Raw genomic sequence first — 23888 nt, 5'->3', positions numbered from 1 at the left:
GAGGTGTCCATCATGGGAAAGAAAACTGGTTTTATGGAATATGAGAGACAAAAAGGGAATGAAGTTGCACCTAAAAAACGTGTGACGAATTTTGATGAATATACACGTCGATTCGAAGATGATGTTTTATCAATTCAGGGCGCGCGTTGTATGGATTGTGGTACACCTTTTTGTCATATGGGCGTAGAGATTCGAGGAATGGCAGCAGGTTGTCCGATTCATAATTTAATGCCTGAATGGAATGATTTAGTTTACAAAGGCCAGTGGAAAGAAGCGTTAGAAAGATTACAATTAACAAATAACTTCCCAGAATTCACAGGTAGAGTCTGTCCGGCGCCATGTGAAGGAGCATGTACGGTAGCTATTCATGATCCAGCAGTAGCGATTAAAAATATTGAGCGAGCAATTATTGATCGTGGTTTTGAAGAAGGGTGGGTAAAACCACGTATTCCAAATGCTAGAACAGGTTATCGTGTAGCGATTGTTGGTTCAGGTCCAGCAGGTCTAGCAGCAGCAGATCAACTTAATCAAATGGGGCATGAAGTAACGGTATTTGAACGAGATGACCGTGCAGGTGGATTATTAATGTATGGTATTCCAAATATGAAGTTAGATAAATCCGTCGTTCAAAGACGTGTGGATTTACTTGAAGCAGAAGGAATTCATTTTCAATTGAATACAGAAATCGGACGTGACATTACAAAGTCACAGCTGCAAAAAGAGTACGACGCAATTATTCTATGTGTAGGTGCAACAGTCGCACGTTCACTTCATTTAGAAGGTAGCGAATCAACAGGTGTTATTCGAGCGATGGACTATTTGACGAAGACAACAAAAAGTATACTAGCAAATGAACCAGCACCAATTGATGTGAAAGGGAAGGATGTCATTGTTATTGGCGGAGGTGACACTGGAGCGGATTGTGTGGCAACAGCTCTTCGACAAGGCGCAAAATCAGTACATCAATTTGGGAAGCATCCGCAACTACCGATGACACGTTCAGAAGACCAACCATGGCCTGTAGATCCTAGTGTATATAAACTAGACTATGCGTATGAGGAGGCGGTTGAAAAATTCGGACAAGATCCTCGTGAATACTGTATTCAAACGAAAAAGATGGTGGCATATCCTGATGGTCGATTAAAAGAACTGCATACAATCCAGATGGAAAAGGTAATCAATGAAGAAGGATATGTCTACTTTAATGAGCTAGAAGGGACAGAAAAAGTATGGCCTGCAGATTATGTATTTGTGGCGATTGGCTTTGAGGGAATTGAAGAAGAACTCGGTGAACATTTCAATGTACGTGTTTTAAACAATCGAATTTACGCAACTAAAAAATATGAAACAAGTGAAGAAGGCATCTTTACAGCTGGAGATGCAAGACGAGGACCGAGCCTAATTGTTTGGGCGATTCGCGAAGGACGGGAGGTAGCCGATGTCGTACATGGATTTTTGAAGAAGCGCCTAGCAATCGCAGTTAGATAATTTTTTCCAAAAGGCTAAGTGAGAATTTTCTCATTTGGTCTTTTTTTTTCTTTAAAAGTTGTTATTATTAGATGAGAGTTCATTGAGTAGCCACAATTTAATCAGTTATCACTATTTCAGAAGTGAAAACAATTCTCAATTAGATTTCTTTATTGAAAATGAGAATGGAAATGTTAGAAATCCTCGGAAATAGAATAAAGTAAAGACTTTTTAAGGATTTCATAGTGAAATGATAATGAGTATCAAATGAGTTGCTAATGGCTTTTATTTGCGTTAAAATTAGAATGATAATAATTTAGGAATGGGAAACCAACCTAATAATTCAATGGAGGTAATGGAATGTCAACTTTAGTAATTAAAGATCTACATGTCTCAATCGAAGACAAAGAGATTTTAAAAGGTGTGAACTTAACACTAAATACAAACGAAATCCATGCAATTATGGGACCAAATGGTACGGGTAAATCAACACTTGCTTCTGCAATCATGGGTCACCCAAAATACGAAGTAACTTCTGGTTCAATTACACTAGATGGTGAAGATGTATTAGAGATGGAAGTAGATGAGCGTGCACAAGCTGGTTTATTCCTAGCTATGCAATATCCTTCAGAAATCGCAGGCGTAACAAATGCAGACTTCTTACGTTCAGCAATCAATGCACGTCGTGAAGAAGGCGATGAAATCTCAATCATGAAATTCATCCGTGAATTAGACAAAAAGATGGACTTCTTAGAAATGCCAGAAGAAATGAGCCAACGTTACCTAAACGAAGGTTTCTCTGGTGGGGAAAAGAAACGTAACGAAATTCTTCAATTAATGATGATTAAACCAAAATTCGCAGTTCTTGATGAAATCGACTCTGGTTTAGATATCGATGCATTAAAAGTTGTATCAAAAGGTATTAACGAAATGCGCGGCGAAGGCTTCGGTTGCTTAATGATTACGCACTACCAACGTCTATTAAACTACATCACACCAGATCACGTACACGTAATGATGCAAGGTAAAGTAGTAAAATCAGGCGGTTCTGAACTAGCACAACGTTTAGAAGCTGAAGGTTATGACTGGATTAAAAAAGAATTAGGTATTGAAGACACAGACGCAGTAACTGAAGAAGCATAAGAAGGAGGACGAGCAAGCCATGACTGTGGAAACAAAATTAGCGGTAAGCGCTCAAGACGTACGCTCATTCTCTGAAGCACATAATGAACCTAAGTGGTTAACGGAGCTTCGTGAACGTGCACTTGAAAAAGTAGAAACATTAGAAATGGTTAAGCCTGACAAAACAAATGTAGATTCTTGGAACTTCTTTGAATTCCCAGAACACAAGGTTGAAGGTAAAGCAATTTCTTCTTTAACAGAACTTCCAGCTGAAGTTCAAGCAATCGTTGATGAAAACCAACAAACACTTTACATCCAACACAACAATACACCTGCTTACTTACAAGTAGCAGATGAATTAAAAGAACAAGGTGTAATCGTAACGGATTTATTCACTGCTGTAAAAGAACACAGTGATTTAGTTCAAAAATACTTCATGACAGAAGCTGTAGAAGTAGATGAACATAAATTAACAGCGTTACATGCAGCACTTGTGAATGGTGGATTATTCGTATATGTACCAAAAGATGTACAAGTAAAAGAACCAATTCAAGCTGTATTCTTCACAGATGATGAGAACGTATCATTATTCAACCACGTATTACTTGTAGCAGATAACTTTGCAGAAGTAACATATGTTGAAAACTATATCTCAATTGGCGCAGCAAAAGGCCAAGTAAATATCGTAGAAGAAATCATCGTAAATGACGGCGCAAACGTAACATTCGGCGCAGTAGATACATTAGCAGAAGGATTCACTTCATACATCAACCGTCGCGGCGAAACAAAACGCGATGCATCATTAGATTGGGCACTAGGCTTAATGAATGATGGCGATACAATCTCTGAAAACGTAACACATTTACGTGGTGACGGTTCACGCGCTGATGCAAAAACAGTTGTCATTGGCCGCGGTAAACAAAGCCAAAACTTCACAACTGAAGTGCGTAACTGGGGTAAATCTTCAGACGGTCAAATCTTAACACATGCAGTTATGAAAGATGCGGCTCGCGCAATCTTCAACGGTATTGGTAAAATCGAACATGGTGCAACAAAAGCAAACGCTGAACAAGAATCACGCGTATTAATGCTTTCAGAAAATGCACGTGGCGATGCAAACCCAATCCTTTTAATTGAAGAAGATGATGTAACTGCAGGACACGCAGCGTCTGTAGGTCGCGTTGATCCACTTCAAATTTACTACTTAATGAGTCGTGGTATTACACGTGCAAACGCTGAACGTCTAATCATTCACGGATTCCTTGAGCCTGTAGTAAGCCAATTACCAATTGAAGGCGTACGCAAACAATTGGTTGAGGTAATCGAAAGGAAAGTAAAATAATGATCAAAGACGACATTCGTAGCTATTTTCCAATTTTAAACCAAGAGATTAATGGGAACCCGCTAATCTATTTAGATAGTGCAGCAACTTCTCAAAAACCGATTCAAGTCATCGAATCTCTTAAAAAGTATTATGAATTTGATAACTCAAATGTACACCGCGGTGTGCATACACTTGGGAATCGTGCGACTGACGAATATGAAGGTGCTCGTGAGAAAGTCCGTCAATTCATTAACGCCAAGTCCACAGAGGAAATTATTTTCACACGTGGTACAACAACAGGTTTAAACATGGTTGCATCAAGCTATGGTCGTGCAAATGTTTCAGAAGGTGATGAAATTGTCATCACGTATATGGAACATCATTCTAACTTGATTCCATGGCAACAACTTGCGAAAGCAACAAAAGCCACATTGAAATATATTGAATTAGAAGCAGATGGCACTTTATCAATGGATGAAGTGAAAAAAGCGATTACTGATCGCACAAAAATCGTCGCAATCACAATGGCATCGAATGTACTTGGTACAATTAACGATGTAAAAGCTATTGCACAAGTTGCACATCAGCATGGTGCTGTAATGGTTGTTGACGGTGCGCAAGGTGTTCCACATATGAAAACAGACGTACAGGATTTAGACTGTGACTTCTTAGCCTTTTCAGGACATAAGATGTGTGGTCCAACAGGTATCGGTGTTTTATATGGTAAAAAAGAACATCTATTAAATATGGAACCTGTTGAATTCGGTGGCGAAATGATTAATTTCGTTGGCTTACAAGATTCAACATGGGCAGACCTTCCAGCGAAGTTTGAAGCAGGCACGCCAATTATTGCAGGTGCAATCGGTCTAGGTGCAGCGATTGACTTCTTAAACGAAATCGGCATGGACGAGATTATTGCGCATGAGCATAAACTAGCGAAATATGCATTTGAAAACTTATCAACTGTTGAAGGCCTAACAATTTATGGCCCACAAAATCCAGAAATTCGCACAGGACTTGTAACATTCAATATCGATGATGTACATCCACATGATTTAGCAACAGCGCTAGATAGTAATGGTATCGCTGTTCGTGCTGGACATCACTGTGCACAACCATTAATGAAATGGTTGAATTGTGTTGCAACAGCTCGCGCTAGCTTCTACCTATACAATGATGAAGCAGATATCGATGAATTAACAAAAGGTGTGCGATTTGCGAAGGAGTATTTTGCAAATGTCTAATTTAGATCAACTATACCGTAGCGTTATTATGGATCACTATAAAAAACCACGTAACAAGGGAACAATTGAAGGCTCAAACGTTTCAATTGATATGAATAACCCAACATGTGGTGACCGCATCCACTTAACTTTACAAGTAGAGGATGGAATTGTTTCAGACGCAAAATTCGAAGGTGAAGGCTGTTCAATCTCAATGTCATCTGCATCGATGATGACGCAAATGGTTAAAGGGAAAACAACAGAAGAAGCTGTCGAATTAGCACATGTATTTTCTGACATGATGTTAGGAAAAGAACATGATGAAGATTTAGACCTTGGTGATGTGGAAGCATTATCAGGTGTAGCACAATTCCCAGCACGTATTAAATGTGCAACACTTGCTTGGAAAGCGATGGAAAAAGGAATTAACGAAAATAAGTAAGACAAAACTAAGCGATGAACGGAGGAGAAATGATGGCTAAAAACATGCCAGAAATCGGTGATTACGAGTTTGGGTTCCATGATAAAGATGTATCGATTTTCCGTACAGAACGTGGACTAACTCCAGCGATTGTTAAAGAAATTTCTCAGATGAAAGAAGAACCAGAATGGATGTTAGATTTCCGTCTAAAATCTTTAGAAATTTTTTATTCAAAACCAATGCCTCAATGGGGTGGCGACTTATCTGGTTTAGATTTCGATGAAATCACATACTACGTAAAACCATCTGAAGCAACGCAAAAATCTTGGGATGAAGTACCTGAAGAAATCAAAGCAACATTTGATAAATTAGGTATTCCAGAAGCAGAACAAAAATACCTTGCAGGTGTTTCTGCACAGTACGAATCAGAAGTTGTCTATCATAACATGAAGGAAGAACTAGAAGAGATGGGCGTAATCTTTAAAGATACAGACTCAGCTCTTAAAGAGAACGAAGATATCTTCAGAGAATACTTCGGTAAAGTCATTCCTCCAGCAGATAACAAATTCTCGGCACTTAACTCGGCTGTATGGTCTGGTGGTTCATTCATTTACGTACCAAAAGGCGTAAAATTAGATACACCATTACAAGCTTACTTCCGTATCAACTCTGAGAATATGGGACAATTCGAGCGTACATTAATCATCGTTGATGACGATGCTTCTGTACACTATGTAGAAGGTTGTACAGCACCAGTTTATACAACAAGTTCTCTACACTCAGCTGTAGTAGAAATTATTGTTAAAAAGAACGCTTACTGCCGTTATACAACAATCCAAAACTGGGCAAACAACGTGTACAACTTAGTAACAAAACGTACAGTTGTAGAAGAGCACGGTACAATGGAATGGGTTGATGGTAACATCGGTTCTAAATTAACAATGAAATACCCAGCTTGTATCCTTAAAGGAGAAGGCGCTCGTGGTATGACATTATCAATCGCGATTGCAGGTCGTGGTCAAAACCAAGACACAGGTGCGAAAATGATTCACTTAGCACCAAATACTTCTTCAACAATCGTATCAAAATCAATCTCAAAACACGGTGGTAACGTAACATACCGTGGACAAGTAAAATTCGGTAAAAAAGCGACAAATGCACGTGCAAATATCGAATGTGATACATTAATCATGGATAACGAATCAACTTCTGATACAATTCCATACAACGAAGTAATGAATGATCAAATCTCTTTAGAGCACGAAGCGAAAGTTTCAAAAGTATCTGAAGAACAATTATTCTACTTAATGAGCCGCGGTATTTCTGAGCAAGAAGCAACAGAAATGATCGTAATGGGCTTCATTGAGCCATTCACAAAAGAACTTCCAATGGAATACGCAGTAGAAATGAACCGCCTAATCAAATTTGAAATGGAAGGTTCAATCGGTTAATCCATTGAATACTAAAAAGCCTCCTGATTTGGGAGGCTTTTTTTATAACTTAATTTCTTGTTATTTATAATAGTTTTTAGTAAACACCCATTATTTTTATTTGTTCTAACTCATGTTCTAATAAATATTCGAGTGTTTTTCCATCAATTTGTGCTTGTTGTAAAAATTCTTTAATACTTTGAATAAAGTCTGTTAGCTCGACACAAGTATCGTCATATAAAACATCTAATAAAATAAATCCTTTTTGTTCATCCCAAGCAATAAAGAAAATTTTTCGCCCATATGAAAATTCGATTTCTTTTTTTGCTAAAAGATATTGGATAAAATTTGCTTTTGTCATTCATTCCATCTCGCATTCTGCTTTCGCTTCACTATTAAATATCCTTAAAATGGATATATTACATTATAGTTGAAAGACGAACTTTCTGCTAGATAAGGTTCCTTAAAATGAATAAAAAGACATTTTAAAAATATTTTTTTATAGACAAATGGTATATTGCTTAAATTTAAAGTCGGGCAAAACTACATTATTTATATAAAAAGAATGTATAAAATATGAATTCAACGAAATGAATACGCAAATTTCTATTTATAACATAGAAATTTGCGTATTTTTTTCATTTTTTTAACAGGAATTGAAATTGACAATGATAATCGTTATCAATAGAATGAAGTTGAATTATAAAGGAGGAAACACATCATGTATATGGTTACAAATACGATTCAAGTTTTAGAAGGTTATGGAGATGCAATTTTAGAGCGTTTTAAAGTGCGCCAAGGGATTGAAGAAATGCCTGGTTTTAAAGAATTAAAAGTTATGAAAAAGTTAAATATGAAAGGGTATGAGGAAGTACTCGTACATACAGTTTGGGAAGATAAAAAAGCATTTGAGAACTGGTTTGCATCACGAGAATTTCACTTAGCACACCGAAAACCAGCTATGACACCAGACGGGCAAAAGATGGTGACAGGGAACTCGATTGATCATTATGAAGTGATTGTAGAAAGCGATACATCAGAAGCTGTTGGTTATGTGGGCTAAATATATCTTTATTTTTTTATTGAGTAGTTTGTTTATGTTACCTGTGGATGCAAAGGCGCAGACGCTCGAGAATGGAACATACAAAATACCGTATGAAGTAAAAAAAAGTGGAGAATCGAGCACATCTATTGCGAATGATTACTTTCAAAAACCCGCAATCCTCATTGTATCAAACCAAAAGATGTACCTTGAAATTACTATTTTAAAAAGTCATTGGACGAAAGAAGTCACGTTTGATGGAAAAAAAGAAACACTTGTAAAAACAAATAAAGAAAAAGATATGCGAACAATTCAATTTCCATTGAAACAAATAAGTGGAAAACATAAAGGAACACTCGCTGTTTATATCAATGAAAAAGTGGATGGTGAAGATTTTTTATATGACAACCGCTATGAAATTGATTTTGTATTGGATGAAAATAAGTTAGCCAAACAATCCAATCATGTAAAAGAAATTAAAATAATCGAGAAGAAACAGACGAAAGAACAGCCAATGGGTTGGTGGGTTTATGTCATTAGTGCGATGGTGTTCTTCTTGATTGTTGCGATAGTAGGAAAACAAATAAGGAGGAGAAAAGAATGAAACCGATGAAATATTCAATTCTGTCATTAGCAGCTGCAACACTGTTAACTACATCGATGTTTTCAGTGAATACGACACCTGTAAAAGCGGCAGAAAGTAGTGCTGTAGAGCCGCAAATGCAAGTTCAGTACATGCCATTCCAAGTATATAAACATGCAGATTTACAAGAAACTTCAAGTATGGGACGTAGCATGGATTTAGTTTCAAAATTACAAGTGGAGAATGGTAAAACCTATGCATATGTCACGATTAAAAGTGCTTCTATTTGGAACTCATTTAAAACAGATGTCCATGGTGAGATGAAAGAAGTTGAAACAATCTCAACGAATGAAGTAGAAAATACACGACTTGTAAAATTTGAAGTACCTTCTACATCTCAGGCGATTCGAGCTGATATTGAAATTCAAGCAGGTCCTACGAAGATGCAACATACCACGTATCTACAATTCCAACAAGATGCAACATCCTTACGTTCTTTCCAAGTATGGAATGAGCAAAAAGATGCGATTTCTTCAGGTGTGACACGTTCAGTAGAAACACCAGCTCAAATTGTTCAAGTAGGTGATAAAACCTATGCTTATATTACCTTGAAATCAGCACAGTATTGGAAAGGGTTAAAATCACTTGTAGGCGATGTATTAACAGAAGCGACTGTTGTGGAAGAGAATGTAGCAGCGAATACACGCGTAGTACGAATCGAGATTCCTTCGTTAGATGAAGTTGTAAAAACAGAATCGCATATCCAAGCAGGTAATTACGACGCAACTTATACAACATATTTTGATTTTAATCATGTCATTGAAAATGGGCAATTCCAGTTTGTAAAAGATCAAGCTTTCCAAGTATGGGATGAAGCGAAAGAAAAAGCATCGACAATGGCAAATTATATGGGTACTCCAGCTCGACTTGTCGAAAAAGATGGAAAACAATATGCAGAAGTGACATTGAAATCAGCATCAATTTGGAAAGGATTCCAAACAGAAGTAGCTGTTCAACTTGTAGATGTTACAACTGTAAAAGAAGACAAAACAGCAGATACAAAAGTTGTACGTTTTGAAGTACCTTCAATTAATCAATTAATAAAAGCAAAAACGCATATTCAAATGGGTAATTACGAAGGAACTTACACGACATATTTTGATTTTAATCGCATAATCGACCCAACAGTTAAACCACCAGTTATCGTTGATCCAAATAAAGTCATCAGCACAACTAAATACAATTATGTGTTAAAAAATAAGACAAAAAAAGCAACATCCAAAGCAAATGCATATATGACGAAACCAGTGAAAGTTGAAAAAACACAAGCAGGTAAATATTATGCGACAGTGACTTTAAAAAATGCAGCGATGTGGAAATCTGTCAAAGCAGAAGTGAATGGTAAAAAAGTAGCTGTAAAAACAATCGCTACAAATTCGAAAAAGAAAACACGTACAGTTCGTTTCCAAGTGAAGTCACCAACAGCTACAACAAAGCTACATTTCACATTACAGACAGCTTCTAAAAAATTAGCAGGTACTTATACGGCGTATCTAGATATCACATCAAAATATGTGAAGCCAGCAACAGTTGTATCGACAACAAACTACAATTACAAAATTTTGAAGTCGAATAAGAAAAGTACGTCTGCAACAGATGCTTACGTCACAAAACCGATGACGATTACGAAGATGAGTGACGGTAAATATTATGCAAAAATGACTATTAAAAATGCAAGCTGGTGGAAGTCGTTTAAAACAGAAGTGAATGGAAAGATGACATCTGTAAAAACAGTCTCAACGAACAAAACTAAAAATACACGTACGGTTCAATTTCCTATTATATCACCTAAAAAGCTGGTGAAATCAACAGTTCATATTCAAGCAACAAAACCAAAATATGAAGGAAATTATACAAACTATATTCAAATTGGAAAAGTCATTCCTACGAAAAAAGTAGTTCAAGTTTCAAATAAAGCAAAAACAACGAAAAAATCATTTACAGTCTATAAAAATAAAACAAGTAAACGCTCTGTCATGGATCAATATGTTCAAAAACCTGCTACTATCCAAAAAGTTGGCAGTAAGACATACGTTAAAATGACTTTAAAAAATGCAAGTTGGTGGAAAAGCTTTAAAGTGAAACAAGGAAGTAAATATGTTTCTGCCAAAGTGGTCGCAAAAGGTAAAAATACACGTACAGTCCAATTCCCAGTAAGTAATATAAAAAAGGGAGCGTATGTAAAAGTACATGTAAAAGTCCCTTCTATGAAATATGATCATCATTACACAACAAAGATTGTATTTAAATAGGTAGAAAATTGAGGAGGAAGCCGCATATTTGTTGCGGTTTTCTCTTTTTATAAAGGAGGTTCTAACATGAAAAAAGTCGTCCTATGCGTCACAATCTGTCTATTATTTTTAGTAGGATGTGGAAAACAAGAACAACCAACGAAAAAAGAAGGAGAACGGATTATTGCAACAACTGTTGCTCTAACAGAAACAGCTGCTAAGCTTAATTTAGATTTAGTGGGTGTACCAAATACAGAAAAGGTATTGCCAAAAAAATATGCGAAAGTTCAGGCGATTGGGCAAGCGAAGCAACCCAATTTAGAAATAGTGCGTAGTCTACAGCCAACACATCTTTTAAGTGTTACAAGTATTAAACCAGAGATGGAAAAAGCGTTAAAGGGTAGTGGTGTATCCGCTACTTACTATAATTATAATTCCATCCAGGGCATGCAAAAAGCGATTACAGAGCTAGGTGAACAGTTTCATCGTAAAAAAGAAGCGGAGCAGTTGAATGCAGTGTATGACAAACAAATCGCTACCATTCAAAAGAAAATCAAACAGAAGAAAAAGCCGAAAGTATTAATTTTATTAGGTGTACCAGGAAGTTATCTCATTTCAACAGAAAAATCATTTTTAGGTAATTTAGTTGAATTGGCAGGTGGCGAAAATGTCATTCAAGCGACAAAATCAGATGAGGAGTTTATTGCATCAAATACAGAGGCGTTATACAAAATGCAGCCAGATGTTATTTTACGTGCTTCACATGGCTTTCCAAAACAAGTCAAAACGATGTTTGATGAAGAATTCAAAACAAATACCGTATGGCGTAATTTTAAAGCAACACAAGAAGGGCGCGTCTATGACTTAGATGAAAATCTTTTTGGGATTACAGCGAATGTTAATGCAGATGAAGCCCTTCAAACATTGTATGAACTATTGTATGAGGAGAAAAAATCATGAAGAAAATCATTTGGATGTATAGCGGAATGTTAATCGTGCTCATTGTTATTTTGTATCTGTCGCTTACGTTAGGCAGTATTCCCATGACAATTAGTGACTTCGTCAAGGGGATATTTGGCCAACGTGATGGACAAATCGGCGTTATATTTGATTTACGATTACCACGTGTACTGATTGCTCTATTCGCAGGTGCTGCACTAGGACTAGCAGGAGCGCTCTTACAAGCCGCAATTAAAAATCCACTCGCAGATCCGGGAATTATCGGTATTACGACAGCTGCGATGATTGGAAATATTGTCGTTATTAATTTTCTGCCGCATCTATTCTTTTATGCACCAATTTTTGCTTTTGCAGGTGGAATCATCGCCTTCCTCATCCTATATACTGTGACGAAAAAATATCAAATGTCACCAATTTATGTATTGTTAGTTGGGATTGCATTAAATGCGATGTTTACAGCCATTATTAAAGTATCAGGCGTGACTGCGATTCATTTTACGGAAAGTACAGGACTAAGTATGAAAACGTGGGATGATGCGAATGGATTAATGCTATTTAGTGGTGTTGGAATTGTCATAGCACTTTTCGTTGGGAGTTGGTGTAATGTACTTGGGTTGAGCGAGAAAACGATTCGAAGTATCGGCTTCCCACTGATGCGTGTTAGATGGACGGTTTTATTTATATCAATTTATTTAGCGAGTGTCGCAACAGCCATTGTTGGTTCAATTGCTTTTATCGGTTTATTAGTACCACACATATCTCGCTTATTAGTAGGTTCAGATTATCGTTTTTTATTACCATTTTCAGCACTCTTTGGCGCAGCGCTTTTACTTGTAGCCGATACGATTGGTAGAACGATTATTCCGCCATATGAGATCACAGCTTCGGTTATTATGGCATTAATCGGTGGTCCGTTCTTAATCTTATTAATTCGAAAGTTTGGTGCAATTTATGGACATTAAACAACTTACTTTTTCATATAATCCAAAAATTCCTTTTTTAGCGATTGACCAGCTAATGATTCCGAAAGGAAAGGTGACAGCGATTATCGGACCGAATGGTAGTGGGAAATCGACATTGTTACATTTATTAGCAGGACTTTTAAAACCGACAAGTGGCGCACTTTTATTAGATGAGCAGTCGCTTTATACTTATACAGCAAAAGAACGAGCGAAAAAGCTTGCTGTTGTTCATCAGCAAAATGATGTACCGATGAATTATACAGTCCGTAAATTAGTAGAGATGGGGAGATATCCACATCGTAAAGGAATGATGCGATTTACGACAGAGGATGATCGAATTGTAGATGATGCTTTACGCGTAACGGACTTAATAGACCAACAACATCAGTTTATGCATCAACTCTCAGGAGGGCAAAGACAGCGTGTGTGGATTGCATTGGCACTCGCACAACAAAGTGAATATATTCTTTTAGATGAACCGACAACCTACTTAGACATGCATCATCAATTTGAAATTTTACATGTAATTGAAAAAATGAATCGAATGGAAAATCGTACGATTGTCATGGTACTACATGACTTAAATCAAGCGCTGCAATTTAGTGATGAAGTTATCGTTATGCAGGGGGGGAAAGTTGTTGCAAAAGGAAACACAGAAGAAATTTTGACAGAAACTTTGATTCAGCGCATATTTCGAATACATGTAAAGAGCATTCAAGATAGCAATTGTGAAAAACATTTCATTCATTTAAAAAAGAAGGTTTAAAATGAAAATGGGAGGGGTACTACTAATTATGCGTCTTTCTTATAGAATGATGGTCCCTTAGATAGAAAGAACATATGAGTCATTCATTGTGATGCACGCACAATATTTTCATTATGAAAGGATGAAGATTCTTAGATGTCGCCTATGCAGAATTCTGAAAAAGAAATTCTTGTATCGGATTTAGAACTTTCCGTCGATTACTACTCAACGATTTTAGGGATTCAAGGAGAAGGTTCGAAGTTTGTGGATGAAAAGAAAAAATTTGTAATCCATTTAAAACAAGCAACGGATGTCACTGAAATACACCCAAAGAAGTTACAACCAGAATTATACGTATGTGTAGATACAGTCGAAGAACTTTATTCAATGTATTTAACATATCGAAATAACGGTGCTCTTTTTGCATTCAATCCACGTGATACATATGAAGAGGGTATACGTTTCAAAGAGTTTGCAATTCGGGATTTAGATGGCTACGTAATTGCTTTTAAGACAACCTTATCTAAAGAAAATCAAGCAGTCCACTAGAAGCTTAGTGGCTGTTTTTTTAATGCAAATACCTTTATCATAGTAAGAAAGGATGTGAAGTGATGATTTATGTTGGCTTAACAGGCTGGGGAGATCACCCAGCAGCATATAGTAAAACAACGAAAGCAACAGATAAATTATACGATTATAGTGGACATTTCCCGATTGTTGAAGTGGATACATCGTTTTATGCGATTCCAAATGAAAAATCAATTCAAAAATGGCTGGATGATACGCCAACCACCTTTCGATTCATATTAAAAGCGTATCAAGGAATGACAGGACATCTACGTGAGAATTTACCATATGAAACAAAAGGTGAGATGTTCCAAGCTTTCCGAGAGGTAGCCGAAATCTTTCAGCGGGCAGGACGTTTAGCGGCTGTCCTTGTACAGTTTCCACCATGGTTTGATTGCCAATTTAAAAATGTACAATATATACGCTATGTGAAACAACAGTTAGCTGATTTTCCGGTTGCGATTGAATTTCGAAATCGTACATGGTACGACAAACCGTATCGTGAAGGAACTTTTCAATTACTCAAATCATTACAACTAATTCATACAGTATGTGATGAACCGCAAGTTGGAGAAGGCAGTGTTCCACTTGTTGCACAGGCAACATCGAATAAGGCACTCGTGAGAATTCATGGACGAAACGTACATGGATGGCGTAATCCTGGGAACAATGAACAGTGGCGAAAAGTACGTTTTTTATATCATTATAATGAAGAGGAATTACAAGAATTAAAAACTGTCATTGAGACACTTCAAAAACAAGTGCAAGATGTATATGTCGTTTTTAATAATAATTCAGATTATGATGCTTTTCCAAATGCGAAAACACTGGTTCATATGCTCGGTCTTTCTTACGATGGACTTGCGCCAAAACAGCTCGATTTATTTGGGGGAGATGACACATGACATACGCAATTATTTTATTTTTTTCACTTTGTTCAGGGATTATTGGTGCATTAGTCGGATTGGGTGGGGGCGTTATTCTTGTACCCGCATTGCTATACTTTGGTATTTCACAAGGAATGATTCCAGAGCTAACACCACAAAAAATTGTTGGCTTATCCGTCATTATGATGATTTTTATCGGCCTATCTTCAACTTTATCGTATATAAAGTCAGGTACGGTAGATTATAAATCTGGGTTCATTTTATTCGCGGGAAGTATTCCTGGTACATTCGTTGGCGCATGGATTAGTAAACAGCTAGATTTGCCATCATTTAACCTTTACTTTGGTCTATTATTGATTGTACTATCACTCATTTTAATTTTTAAAAATCGATTTAAACCGATTGAATGGTTTAAAAATCATGGTATGCAAATAACAAAAACAGATTTAGATGGTAAAAGTTATACATACGGCTATCCAATTTGGTTTGCATTCGTGATGACATTTGTAATTGGTATGATGTCAGGTATGTTTGGGATTGGCGGGGGATCTATGATTGTGCCAATGCTTGTCATTCTTTTTTTATTCCCACCACATATTGCAGTTGCCACATCGATGTTTTTAGTATTTTTAACATCACTTGTTAATTCGGCTTCACATATTTACTTTGGGCATGTTCCATGGCATTTAGTATTAGCTGTCATACCAGGAGCTTATATTGGTGCAAAAGTTGGTGCGGCTTGGAATAAACGGTTGGGGTCAGATACAGTAATTTTTATTTTAAGAATTATGCTTCTGATTCTCGGAATTCGTTCAATTGTAGTAGGATTAATATAAAGAGTAAGCATTTCACGAATACGAAGATAAGGAAGTGAATGAGATGACAACGATTCATATTTATCATACGAATGATATTCATAGTCATCTGAAAACATGGGCAAGGACGCGTGAGTATTTACAAACACAGCGTCGAATACACGAACAACAAGGAGAAGCTTGTTTTATTTTTGATTTAGGAGATTTTATTGATCGAGCGGACCTTTATACAGAAGCAACGCTTGGACGAGAGAATGTTCACTTGTTAGATGAAGCTGGCTATGATGCTGTGACAATTGGTAATAACGAAGGCATTACCTTATCAAAAGAGGCTTTAGCAGCGCTTTACGAACAGACAGAATTTGATGTGATTTTATCGAATTTAAAAGAACAAGATGATACCCAGCCTGTATGGGCATCCCCTTATAAAATCTATACAACGCACGACAGGATAAAAATAGGGGTAATTGGTGCAACAGCTCCTTTTTATGATTATTATGGCCCGTTAGGTTGGAAAGTCACAGATCCTATAAAAAATTTGCAAAAAACTGCTAAAGAAATCGGTGAAAGGACCGATATTGTAATATGTCTATCTCATTTAGGTCTAAATTCAGATGAAATATTAGCTAGTACGATTCCAAATATTGATTTAATTATCGGTTCACATACCCATCATGTATTAAAACATGGCAAGAAAGTAGAACAAGCCTTGTTAACAGGGGGTGGAAAATTTGGACAGTATATTGGTTATTCTGTTATTAAATATAGTGCAGAAAACCATAAAATCGAAAAGATTGAAACAGAGTTAATCGAGACAAGTCAATTACCACACGTTGAGGGAGAGACACGTGAATTCGAAGCGCTTCATAATTGGGGAAAAGAACAATTAAGTGTAGAAGTATTTCATGCTTCTCGCTATTATAATTTAGAATGGCAACACGATAGTCATTTGGCACGTTTTTTTGCAGAAGCATTGATGGACTATGCAAAGGCAGATTGTGCATTTTTTAGTGCAGGTATCTTTTTAACCCCACTGAAAAAGGGTCCTGTTACTGCATATGATTTACATCAAATGCTGCCCCATCCAATTAATGCTTGTAAGATTGAGATGACAGGCACACAATTGAAGGCGTGTTTACAAAAAATAGATGAGCAAAATGCAGAATGGTCTCAAATGGAGCTAAAAGGATTGGGCTTCAGGGGGCGCATTTTAGGTAAGATGCTAAAGTATCACTGTGAGGTAAAAAAGGATGAACTTTATGTAAATGGTATGAAAAAGCAAGATGATGCGCGTATTCAAGTAGTGACACTCGATATGTTTACATTTGGTTGGTTTTTCCCAGAATTAAAGGATATGAAAAAAACATATTTACTCCCACATTTTTTACGCGATATTTTAGCAATATATGGTTACAAATATTTTGGGAAATAGGCTAATTTCCATTCTTATATTTGCCATATATGTTATATAATAAAATCAATTAAGAGACTAAACAGCAAATGGGGATTAAGAATGAGGCTAATTTCAACGAAATCGCTTAAGCCAGGTATGGTCATTGGACGCACAATTTGGAATGATTCCGGAAGACCACTTTTGCAAGATGGTGTACAGATTACGGATCGTATTATTGGGCGCTTAGTACAACTTAATATTCACTATGTGTATATTGAAGATACTATTTCAAAAGACATTGATGTCCAAGAAACTGTACCATTACAAGTAAGACATAAAGCTATTCAACAAATACAAGACTCTTTTAATAGCATTAAACGTGCAACAAGAGAAAAAAACATCACGTATTGTCTAGATGAAAATTCGAAGCAATTTGTATCAATCATTAATGATTTAATGGACTATATTTTCGAGAGTAAAGAGATTGTAACAGTATTAAGCGATGCATTCATTTATGATGAATATATTTATCAACATTCGTTGCAGGTGACCATCTATTCCATCTCCATTGCACGCGAATTAGGATATAATGCAGAGGAAATTCGTCAAATCGGTATTGGCGCGATGCTTCATGATGTTGGAAAAATGCTCATTCCATTTGAGATTTTAAACAAGCCAGGTCGCTTAACATCAGAAGAATTCGATACGATGAAGTTGCATGCACGTTATGGTTTTGATTTATTGCGTAATCTACATACGATTTCATTACTTTCAGCACACTGTGCATTCCAACACCATGAGCGTTTAGATGGTAGTGGTTATCCACGTGGACTGGTTGATTTTGAAATTCATCCCTATGCTAAAATTATAGCAGTTGCAGATGTATTTGATGCGGTGACATCCAACCGTGTCTATCGTAATAAGATGCTCCCTTCACAAGGTATGGAAATTATTAAAGAAGGTATGGGTACATTGTATGATGAGCGTGTTGTTCGTGCTTTTGAAAAAGTCATTGCGATTTATACAAATGGTTCGGTTGTTTTGTTATCAGATGGTCGTCGAGGAATCGTGTATAAACAAAATCATGCACAACCGAATAAACCAGGTCTACGTATTTTTGAAGAAGATAATCAATTATTAAAAGCTACATATGAATATCAATTAGAAGATGATGTTGAGATTGTAAAAGTCGAATTAGATTATGTTTTAAGTGAATAATAGAAAAGAGAAATTGTACTCGTATGCAGTTTCTCTTTTTTTTTTCTGTAAAGAAGATTGAAATAATTGGTTTTGAATGTTGTAACAGTAGCACGTTTATGGTACATTGACACAAGCAAGGGATTACTTAAAATAATGATGGGAGCTGAATATTTGTGTCATCATGTAAACCGACAAATCAAAAATCAAATAAAGAAGAACATATTCGTAAACCAGATTGGTTAAAAATCAAACTAAATACGAATGACGAGTATCGTGGATTAAAAAAATTAATGCGAGAAAAAAACCTACATACAGTTTGTGAGGAAGCACGTTGTCCGAATATTCATGAGTGTTGGGGAGAGCGTCGTACAGCAACATTTATGATTTTAGGAGATGTATGTACACGCGCTTGTCGTTTCTGCGCTGTTAAAACAGGCTTACCAAATGAATTAGACTTAGCAGAACCAGAACGTGTAGCAGATTCGGTTGTACTAATGAATCTGAAGCATGTTGTTATTACAGTTGTAGCACGTGATGATTTAAAAGATGGCGGTGCTAGCGTATTAGCTGAAACAGTGCGTGCCATTCGTCGTAAAAGTCCTCAAACATCAGTTGAAGTATTACCATCAGATATGGGTGGAATCGAGGAGAATTTACGTATTTTAATGGATGCGCGTCCAGATATTTTAAATCATAATATTGAAACGGTACGTAGCTTAACAAAACGTGTACGTGCGCGTGCAACATATGATCGCTCGTTAGAATTCTTACGTCGTGCAAAAGAAATGCAGCCAGATATTCCTACAAAGTCATCACTTATGATAGGATTAGGAGAGACAGAAGAAGAAATTTATGAAGTGATAGATGATTTACGTGCAAATAACGTAGACATTATGACAATTGGTCAATATTTACAACCTACGAAAAAGCATTTACCAGTTAAAAAATATTACTCACCAATTGAGTTTGGTAAGTTACGTAAAGTAGCGATGAGTAAAGGATTTAGCCACTGTGAAGCGGGTCCGTTAGTACGTAGTAGTTACCATGCGGACGAGCAAGTAAATGCAGCAACAAAACAACGTCAAATGTCAAATCAATAATCACTCCATAAGCGGAGGACGATGAATATGATTAGTGCAGGTGGATATCTTTATACACTTGAGACAGACTATCGTGAGGCTTTTAAACTAGAAGATTTCACCAATCGTTATAGCGATATTTTAGCGAAATATGATTATATCGTGGGCGATTGGGGATATGGTCAATTGCGTTTAAAAGGTTTTTATGATGATCAAAATGCCAAGGCAACATTTGATACAAAAATCGGTACACTTCAAGATTATTTATATGAGTACTGTAATTTTGGTGCAGCATATTTTGTACTCAAAAGAGGCGAAAAGCAACCAGAAGTCGTACAAGAAGTAGAAACAGAAGTTGTAGAAAATGAAGTCAGCGAATAAAGAAAAGTAGCTCCTTTAATTAGGGGCTACTTTTTTATTAGTGAACTAATTCATATAAATATTCACGTAGTTCCTGTGCTTCTTTTTCTGAACGATTGAATACATGTTCGAGATAGCCAGGCTCATCTAAATCATCCGAACCGATGATGGCGAAACGACTATATTGCATATCCATTACGATTAATTTTCCGTAAAAACGTGTACTTTGCATGATGGCTAAATCATAGCGCTGTTCCTCGCCCATAAAGCTTACAAAGCGCGTTGATGTGTCTTCTTGGTCATCATATAAGAAAAATCTGTCCATTTTATACCTTGCCCCCTCTAGTTCCTAAAGATATGTTACTATATAAGAGAAGATTCAACAAACTTAATTCCTTGAATGGAGGAGAAGTACAAATGTATTTCATCGATAGTAAAAAAATTACGAAAAATCTAGTTTATATGGACTCTTTACTCCAAACATTTGAAACAACAACAGATTGGAAACAAGATACAGTTCATGAATTAGCAGCAGCTCGTATTGCCAATGTGTTGATTGAAGCAGTTATTGATGTAGGGAATACATTAATTGATGGTTTTATTATGCGTGATCCAGGAAGTTATGATGATATTATCGATATCTTAGTGGATGAAAAAGTTGTAACACCTGATATGGAAGCGCCTTTAAAAGCATTGATTAGTCACCGTCGTGTACTTGTGCGTGATATTTTAGAAGTAGATATCGATGCTCTATTAGCTACAATGAATGAAGTATTACCAAACTTAAAACAATTTAAGCCGTCTGTAGAAAAGTTTGTTGAAAGAGAGTCAGGTATTGTTGTTACTGCGTTCATCCCAGAAGGAGACTAACTATGAAAAACTATACATCGTATTGTTTTGATTTAGACGGTACTGTTTACCGAGGTTCTACAGTTATTCCGGAGGCACGTGAATTCATTCAGTTCTTACGTGCGCAAGGTATTCGTCCTTTTTACGTAACGAATAATGCGAAGATGACACAACAGCAAATTTATGAAAAGCTATCGGGTATGGGGATTGAATTAGAGCGAGATCACATCATGACATCTGCCATTGCGACAGCGAAATATATTGCGAAGTACTATCCAAATGAAACCGCTTTTATTATTGGTGAAACGGGTTTGTATGAGGCGCTTGAACAAGAGGGTATTCCGATTGTAGAAGACCATGCACAACTCGTTGTACAAGGTCTTGATACGACGTTAAATTATGAGAAGATGGAACTTGCGGGGTATCAACTACAAAACGGTGCAAAGTTCATTGCAACGAATGGAGATTTGAAAATTCCGAAAGAGCGTGGTTTCGTTCCAGGGAACGGAAGCCTTGTTCGATTATTAGCGGAAGTATCAAATGTAGAGCCAATTAGTATTGGTAAGCCTGAGCCGCATATGTTAGCAGCCTTGCAAGAAACATTCCAACTAGAAAAAAGTCGCATGATTATGATTGGAGACAATTATGAGACCGACATTTTAGCAGGAATTCATTTTGGAATTGATACATGCCATGTGAATACAGGCGTATCACCAACAGAACAAGTACGTATGCAAAAGCTAAAACCAACATATTATGTACAGACATTAGAAGAGTTGAAAAACTTTTTTGAATAGATGTATAAAAAAGAGAAAGACATTCAATATGAATGCTTTCTCTTTTTCTTATTTAAATATATCTATAAAGTAATCTCTTTACTTTGTGAATGAAGCTTTTTATAAACACCTTCAGCAACAGCTAAATCAAAATAGGCTGCACCAACTGATTTAAAAATCGTGATAGATGAATTTTTCTTTAGCTCAGAATTTGTAACAACGTCTTCTAATGTAGCATAAATGTTATTCCAACTAATTTGTCCTGATTCTACAGCTGCAATAAATTCGCCTGCTTCATGTTTTACACCCACTAGGTCATCTACAATAATTTGATTTTCTTTGATAATCAAATCTGTATCCACTTCTCTCATATCAGGTAAATAAGAGCCAACTGCATTAATATGAGTATTGGGTTTTATAGCATCTTTATGAATGACGGATGTATTTGAACGAGTAGCACAATTAATAATACTTGCTTGTCTCGTTGCTTCATCAGCACTTTCACAAATCGTTATTTCTGCTTGTAAGCCTTTTGCTATTAAGATTTCTTTAAATTTCTGAGCTTTTTCGATTGAGCGATTATATAAGAAAATCTTTTCTAGAGTTCTAACTTCTGACACACCCATTACTTGCTCAAGAGCCATTGCACCAGTTCCAATAACAGCTAAACAGTTAGCGTCTTTTTTAGCAAAGCGATCCGTGGCGATAGCAGAAAGTGCACCTGTGCGTAATCTCGTCAAATATGAAGCTTCTAAAGTTGCTACATGTTGTCCATCTTTTAAGTCGGTTAGTATGATAATACCTTGTGAAGTAGCTAGCCCTTTAGCAGGGTTATTTGGAAAGACTGAAATGATTTTTACAGAAGCCATTTCAGATTGTAGATTACAACAGGGCATATATAAAGCTGAAGCATTTTGTTTTTTGACATCTAACACTGTGCGTTCAGGGCTTTCAATGAATCCTTCTGCTTTTGCTTTTAATGTTCTTTTAATATCTTGGATGGCATCGGCCATCGTATAGTGTTGTTCCATTAAGTCTGTTTCGAATATATACATAGTTAAGTCTCCTTTAATGCGATTGTTTTTTCTGTTTTCTTTGAATCTCGAATAGCCCAAACAGAAATTAATGAGATAATTGCTGTTAACATAATGTAAAGTGCTATAGGAATCCATGAATTATTAAATTCTAATAGTAAAGCTGTTGCTACGAGTGGAGCTGTTCCACCAGCTAATGCTGCACCAATTTGATAGCCTAGAGTTATACCTGTATAACGAACTTTAGCATCGAAAATTTCAGAGAACATAGTTCCTAAAACGGCAGTAATAGGCGCCCAAATTACACCTAGGCCAATAACAGTTGATATTAGTAAAGTGATGAAAGTACCTTGATGTAGGAGTAAGAAATATGGAAAAGCATAAATAAACATAGCTAAAACACCATAGATATACATTTTCTTTCGTCCAATTTTATCAGATAAGCTACCCATGATAGGTATTAAAACAGTTGTAACAACTGTTGCTACCATAACAGCTATGAGTGCTTCTACATAAGTGAAATCAAGTTGTGTAGTTGCATAAGAAATAACAAAAGTACCGAAGATGTAAAACGGAGCAGTTTCTACTACCTTTGCTCCAATTGCAATTAAAACTTCTCGCCAATGTGTTTTAAGTGTTTCGAACAAAGGTACCTTAACTACCTCACCAGATTCCTTTAAATTTTTAAAATCTGGCGTTTCATCGATACCTTTTCGAATCCAGAAACCAAATAAAACTAAAAATGCACTTAAAATAAATGGTACGCGCCATCCCCATGACACGAAGGCATCTATAGAAATAACAGATGTAATAAATGTTAAAGCACCTGTGCCTAAAAACATACCAATTGTGACACCCATTTGCGGAATAGAGCCATAAAGACCTCTTTTTTCAGGTGGTGCATATTCATACGCTAATAATAAAGCGCCTCCCCACTCGCCACCAATACCTAGACCTTGAATAAGCCGTAACGAAACCAATAATATTGGTGCAGCTACACCAATAGCTTGATATGTAGGTAATACACCCATTAAAAATGTAGCGCCACCCATTAATGATAAAGTAATGATTAACGTCTTTTTTCGTCCGATTTTATCCCCTATATGGCTGAAAATAATTCCACCGAATGGACGAATGAAAAATGCTAACGCAAGTGATGCATAAGATAGTAATAAACCAACAGTTGGATCTTCTGAAACAAAAAACACTTGATTAAAAACTAAACCAGCGACAGTTGCATATAAAAAATAATCAAACCATTCTATAGAACTCCCAACTAAACTCGCTAACCAAATTCTTCTTTCTTGCTTTTTATCCATTTGTGTCACCCCTAATTACTATGAATTGAAGTATTACTT

The 23888-nt window shown here is 36.4% G+C and carries 25 protein-coding genes; 21 read left to right on the top strand and 4 right to left on the bottom strand.

Annotated elements, in window-relative coordinates:
* Positions 1-12 precede the first annotated feature (12 nt).
* From ACKVQX_RS09020 to sufB, 6 genes are all read left to right on the top strand, one after another.
* On the top strand, positions 13-1488 hold the full coding sequence (locus tag ACKVQX_RS09020) for a glutamate synthase subunit beta (RefSeq protein ID WP_409136217.1): 1476 nt from the start codon (positions 13-15) through the stop codon (positions 1486-1488).
* A gap of 339 nt (positions 1489-1827) precedes the next feature.
* Positions 1828-2610: a Fe-S cluster assembly ATPase SufC gene (gene sufC / locus ACKVQX_RS09015; protein WP_068451433.1), complete on the top strand. Its 783-nt coding sequence runs from the start codon at positions 1828-1830 to the stop codon at positions 2608-2610.
* A 19-nt stretch (positions 2611-2629) separates the two neighbouring features.
* Entirely contained in the window at positions 2630-3931 is a 1302-nt protein-coding gene (gene sufD, locus ACKVQX_RS09010) for a Fe-S cluster assembly protein SufD (RefSeq protein ID WP_068451435.1), read from the top strand.
* Positions 3931-5157 carry a cysteine desulfurase gene (locus tag ACKVQX_RS09005; RefSeq protein ID WP_087680028.1) on the top strand — a complete coding sequence of 409 codons (1227 nt, stop codon included), beginning with the start codon at positions 3931-3933 and terminating at the stop codon, positions 5155-5157. Before sufD ends, ACKVQX_RS09005 begins: the two co-directional genes overlap by 1 nt.
* Positions 5150-5578: a Fe-S cluster assembly sulfur transfer protein SufU gene (gene sufU, locus ACKVQX_RS09000; RefSeq protein ID WP_087680029.1), complete on the top strand. Its 429-nt coding sequence runs from the start codon at positions 5150-5152 to the stop codon at positions 5576-5578. The genes ACKVQX_RS09005 and sufU overlap by 8 nt, the downstream gene beginning before the upstream one ends.
* A 32-nt stretch (positions 5579-5610) precedes the next feature.
* Entirely contained in the window at positions 5611-7008 is a 1398-nt protein-coding gene (gene sufB / locus ACKVQX_RS08995; RefSeq protein WP_068451444.1) for a Fe-S cluster assembly protein SufB, read from the top strand.
* A 76-nt stretch (positions 7009-7084) separates the two neighbouring features.
* Here sufB and ACKVQX_RS08990 read toward each other — a convergent pair whose 3' ends face one another.
* Positions 7085-7348, bottom strand: a complete 264-nt coding sequence (locus tag ACKVQX_RS08990; protein WP_068451447.1) for a hypothetical protein — start codon at positions 7346-7348, stop codon at positions 7085-7087.
* A 360-nt stretch (positions 7349-7708) separates the two neighbouring features.
* Between ACKVQX_RS08990 and ACKVQX_RS08985 the strand changes: the two genes are divergently transcribed.
* The 13 genes from ACKVQX_RS08985 to ACKVQX_RS08925 all read left to right on the top strand — a co-directional run bounded on the left by ACKVQX_RS08985 (position 7709) and on the right by ACKVQX_RS08925 (position 19892).
* Positions 7709-8050, top strand: a complete 342-nt coding sequence (locus tag ACKVQX_RS08985; RefSeq protein ID WP_068451450.1) for an antibiotic biosynthesis monooxygenase — start codon at positions 7709-7711, stop codon at positions 8048-8050.
* Entirely contained in the window at positions 8040-8633 is a 594-nt protein-coding gene (locus ACKVQX_RS08980; RefSeq protein ID WP_068451453.1) for an NEAT domain-containing protein, read from the top strand. Before ACKVQX_RS08985 ends, ACKVQX_RS08980 begins: the two co-directional genes overlap by 11 nt.
* The gene (locus ACKVQX_RS08975; RefSeq protein ID WP_325943536.1) at positions 8630-10924 is read left to right on the top strand and encodes an NEAT domain-containing protein; all 2295 of its coding nucleotides are present in this window, start codon (positions 8630-8632) and stop codon (positions 10922-10924) included. The genes ACKVQX_RS08980 and ACKVQX_RS08975 overlap by 4 nt, the downstream gene beginning before the upstream one ends.
* A gap of 66 nt (positions 10925-10990) precedes the next feature.
* Complete coding sequence (isdE, locus tag ACKVQX_RS08970) at positions 10991-11863, top strand: heme ABC transporter substrate-binding protein IsdE (protein ID WP_336663676.1); 873 nt, start codon at positions 10991-10993, stop codon at positions 11861-11863.
* A complete protein-coding gene (locus ACKVQX_RS08965; protein WP_068451462.1) occupies positions 11860-12825 on the top strand; it encodes an iron ABC transporter permease in 966 nt (321 codons plus the stop codon). Before isdE ends, ACKVQX_RS08965 begins: the two co-directional genes overlap by 4 nt.
* On the top strand, positions 12815-13591 hold the full coding sequence (locus ACKVQX_RS08960; protein ID WP_068451465.1) for an ABC transporter ATP-binding protein: 777 nt from the start codon (positions 12815-12817) through the stop codon (positions 13589-13591). The genes ACKVQX_RS08965 and ACKVQX_RS08960 overlap by 11 nt, the downstream gene beginning before the upstream one ends.
* 135 nt (positions 13592-13726) lie before the next feature.
* Complete coding sequence (locus tag ACKVQX_RS08955) at positions 13727-14119, top strand: VOC family protein (protein WP_068451468.1); 393 nt, start codon at positions 13727-13729, stop codon at positions 14117-14119.
* 62 nt (positions 14120-14181) lie between these two features.
* Entirely contained in the window at positions 14182-15042 is an 861-nt protein-coding gene (locus ACKVQX_RS08950) for a DUF72 domain-containing protein (protein WP_068451471.1), read from the top strand.
* A complete protein-coding gene (locus tag ACKVQX_RS08945) occupies positions 15039-15860 on the top strand; it encodes a sulfite exporter TauE/SafE family protein (protein WP_068451473.1) in 822 nt (273 codons plus the stop codon). The genes ACKVQX_RS08950 and ACKVQX_RS08945 overlap by 4 nt, the downstream gene beginning before the upstream one ends.
* A 43-nt stretch (positions 15861-15903) precedes the next feature.
* The gene (locus ACKVQX_RS08940; RefSeq protein WP_285215337.1) at positions 15904-17271 is read left to right on the top strand and encodes a bifunctional UDP-sugar hydrolase/5'-nucleotidase; all 1368 of its coding nucleotides are present in this window, start codon (positions 15904-15906) and stop codon (positions 17269-17271) included.
* An 81-nt stretch (positions 17272-17352) separates the two neighbouring features.
* A complete protein-coding gene (locus ACKVQX_RS08935) occupies positions 17353-18450 on the top strand; it encodes an HD-GYP domain-containing protein (protein WP_068451479.1) in 1098 nt (365 codons plus the stop codon).
* A gap of 155 nt (positions 18451-18605) precedes the next feature.
* The gene (lipA, locus tag ACKVQX_RS08930) at positions 18606-19532 is read left to right on the top strand and encodes a lipoyl synthase (protein ID WP_409136216.1); all 927 of its coding nucleotides are present in this window, start codon (positions 18606-18608) and stop codon (positions 19530-19532) included.
* 27 nt (positions 19533-19559) lie between these two features.
* Complete coding sequence (locus ACKVQX_RS08925) at positions 19560-19892, top strand: YutD family protein (RefSeq protein WP_068451485.1); 333 nt, start codon at positions 19560-19562, stop codon at positions 19890-19892.
* Positions 19893-19929: 37 nt separating this feature from the next.
* Here ACKVQX_RS08925 and ACKVQX_RS08920 read toward each other — a convergent pair whose 3' ends face one another.
* The gene (locus ACKVQX_RS08920; protein ID WP_068451488.1) at positions 19930-20196 is read right to left on the bottom strand and encodes a DUF3055 domain-containing protein; all 267 of its coding nucleotides are present in this window, start codon (positions 20194-20196) and stop codon (positions 19930-19932) included.
* Positions 20197-20288: 92 nt separating this feature from the next.
* On the opposite strand from ACKVQX_RS08920, the gene ACKVQX_RS08915 reads away from it, so the two are divergent.
* Complete coding sequence (locus ACKVQX_RS08915; RefSeq protein WP_087680036.1) at positions 20289-20741, top strand: DUF86 domain-containing protein; 453 nt, start codon at positions 20289-20291, stop codon at positions 20739-20741.
* A 2-nt stretch (positions 20742-20743) separates the two neighbouring features.
* Positions 20744-21517, top strand: coding sequence for a TIGR01457 family HAD-type hydrolase (locus ACKVQX_RS08910; RefSeq protein WP_068451493.1), 774 nt, complete (start codon positions 20744-20746; stop codon positions 21515-21517).
* 62 nt (positions 21518-21579) lie between these two features.
* Here ACKVQX_RS08910 and ACKVQX_RS08905 read toward each other — a convergent pair whose 3' ends face one another.
* Both ACKVQX_RS08905 and ACKVQX_RS08900 read right to left on the bottom strand, forming a co-directional pair.
* Positions 21580-22551: an ornithine cyclodeaminase family protein gene (locus ACKVQX_RS08905; protein WP_087680038.1), complete on the bottom strand. Its 972-nt coding sequence runs from the start codon at positions 22549-22551 to the stop codon at positions 21580-21582.
* 2 nt (positions 22552-22553) lie between these two features.
* Positions 22554-23849, bottom strand: a complete 1296-nt coding sequence (locus ACKVQX_RS08900; protein WP_068451499.1) for an MFS transporter — start codon at positions 23847-23849, stop codon at positions 22554-22556.
* Positions 23850-23888: the final 39 nt, after the last annotated feature.

The sequence above is a fragment of the Kurthia sp. ISK08 genome, assembly GCF_046159805.1.
GTDB classification, from domain to species: Bacteria; Bacillota; Bacilli; order Bacillales_A; family Planococcaceae; genus Kurthia; species Kurthia gibsonii.
The sequence above is the reverse complement of the archived record's forward strand: the minus strand, read 5'-3'. Positions and strand labels throughout refer to the sequence as shown.

What these genes read in the sequence shown, in the direction of transcription:
- ACKVQX_RS09020 (WP_409136217.1), top strand. Translation starts at nt 13, where the DNA reads ATGGGAAAGAAAACTGGTTTTATGGAATATGAGAGACAAAAAGGGAAT.
- sufC (WP_068451433.1), top strand. Translation starts at nt 1,828, where the DNA reads ATGTCAACTTTAGTAATTAAAGATCTACATGTCTCAATCGAAGACAAA.
- sufD (WP_068451435.1), top strand. Translation starts at nt 2,630, where the DNA reads ATGACTGTGGAAACAAAATTAGCGGTAAGCGCTCAAGACGTACGCTCA.
- ACKVQX_RS09005 (WP_087680028.1), top strand. Translation starts at nt 3,931, where the DNA reads ATGATCAAAGACGACATTCGTAGCTATTTTCCAATTTTAAACCAAGAG.
- sufU (WP_087680029.1), top strand. Translation starts at nt 5,150, where the DNA reads ATGTCTAATTTAGATCAACTATACCGTAGCGTTATTATGGATCACTAT.
- sufB (WP_068451444.1), top strand. Translation starts at nt 5,611, where the DNA reads ATGGCTAAAAACATGCCAGAAATCGGTGATTACGAGTTTGGGTTCCAT.
- ACKVQX_RS08990 (WP_068451447.1), bottom strand. Translation starts at nt 7,348, where the DNA reads ATGACAAAAGCAAATTTTATCCAATATCTTTTAGCAAAAAAAGAAATC.
- ACKVQX_RS08985 (WP_068451450.1), top strand. Translation starts at nt 7,709, where the DNA reads ATGTATATGGTTACAAATACGATTCAAGTTTTAGAAGGTTATGGAGAT.
- ACKVQX_RS08980 (WP_068451453.1), top strand. Translation starts at nt 8,040, where the DNA reads ATGTGGGCTAAATATATCTTTATTTTTTTATTGAGTAGTTTGTTTATG.
- ACKVQX_RS08975 (WP_325943536.1), top strand. Translation starts at nt 8,630, where the DNA reads ATGAAACCGATGAAATATTCAATTCTGTCATTAGCAGCTGCAACACTG.
- isdE (WP_336663676.1), top strand. Translation starts at nt 10,991, where the DNA reads ATGAAAAAAGTCGTCCTATGCGTCACAATCTGTCTATTATTTTTAGTA.
- ACKVQX_RS08965 (WP_068451462.1), top strand. Translation starts at nt 11,860, where the DNA reads ATGAAGAAAATCATTTGGATGTATAGCGGAATGTTAATCGTGCTCATT.
- ACKVQX_RS08960 (WP_068451465.1), top strand. Translation starts at nt 12,815, where the DNA reads ATGGACATTAAACAACTTACTTTTTCATATAATCCAAAAATTCCTTTT.
- ACKVQX_RS08955 (WP_068451468.1), top strand. Translation starts at nt 13,727, where the DNA reads ATGTCGCCTATGCAGAATTCTGAAAAAGAAATTCTTGTATCGGATTTA.
- ACKVQX_RS08950 (WP_068451471.1), top strand. Translation starts at nt 14,182, where the DNA reads ATGATTTATGTTGGCTTAACAGGCTGGGGAGATCACCCAGCAGCATAT.
- ACKVQX_RS08945 (WP_068451473.1), top strand. Translation starts at nt 15,039, where the DNA reads ATGACATACGCAATTATTTTATTTTTTTCACTTTGTTCAGGGATTATT.
- ACKVQX_RS08940 (WP_285215337.1), top strand. Translation starts at nt 15,904, where the DNA reads ATGACAACGATTCATATTTATCATACGAATGATATTCATAGTCATCTG.
- ACKVQX_RS08935 (WP_068451479.1), top strand. Translation starts at nt 17,353, where the DNA reads ATGAGGCTAATTTCAACGAAATCGCTTAAGCCAGGTATGGTCATTGGA.
- ACKVQX_RS08925 (WP_068451485.1), top strand. Translation starts at nt 19,560, where the DNA reads ATGATTAGTGCAGGTGGATATCTTTATACACTTGAGACAGACTATCGT.
- ACKVQX_RS08920 (WP_068451488.1), bottom strand. Translation starts at nt 20,196, where the DNA reads ATGGACAGATTTTTCTTATATGATGACCAAGAAGACACATCAACGCGC.
- ACKVQX_RS08915 (WP_087680036.1), top strand. Translation starts at nt 20,289, where the DNA reads ATGTATTTCATCGATAGTAAAAAAATTACGAAAAATCTAGTTTATATG.
- ACKVQX_RS08910 (WP_068451493.1), top strand. Translation starts at nt 20,744, where the DNA reads ATGAAAAACTATACATCGTATTGTTTTGATTTAGACGGTACTGTTTAC.
- ACKVQX_RS08905 (WP_087680038.1), bottom strand. Translation starts at nt 22,551, where the DNA reads ATGTATATATTCGAAACAGACTTAATGGAACAACACTATACGATGGCC.
- ACKVQX_RS08900 (WP_068451499.1), bottom strand. Translation starts at nt 23,849, where the DNA reads ATGGATAAAAAGCAAGAAAGAAGAATTTGGTTAGCGAGTTTAGTTGGG.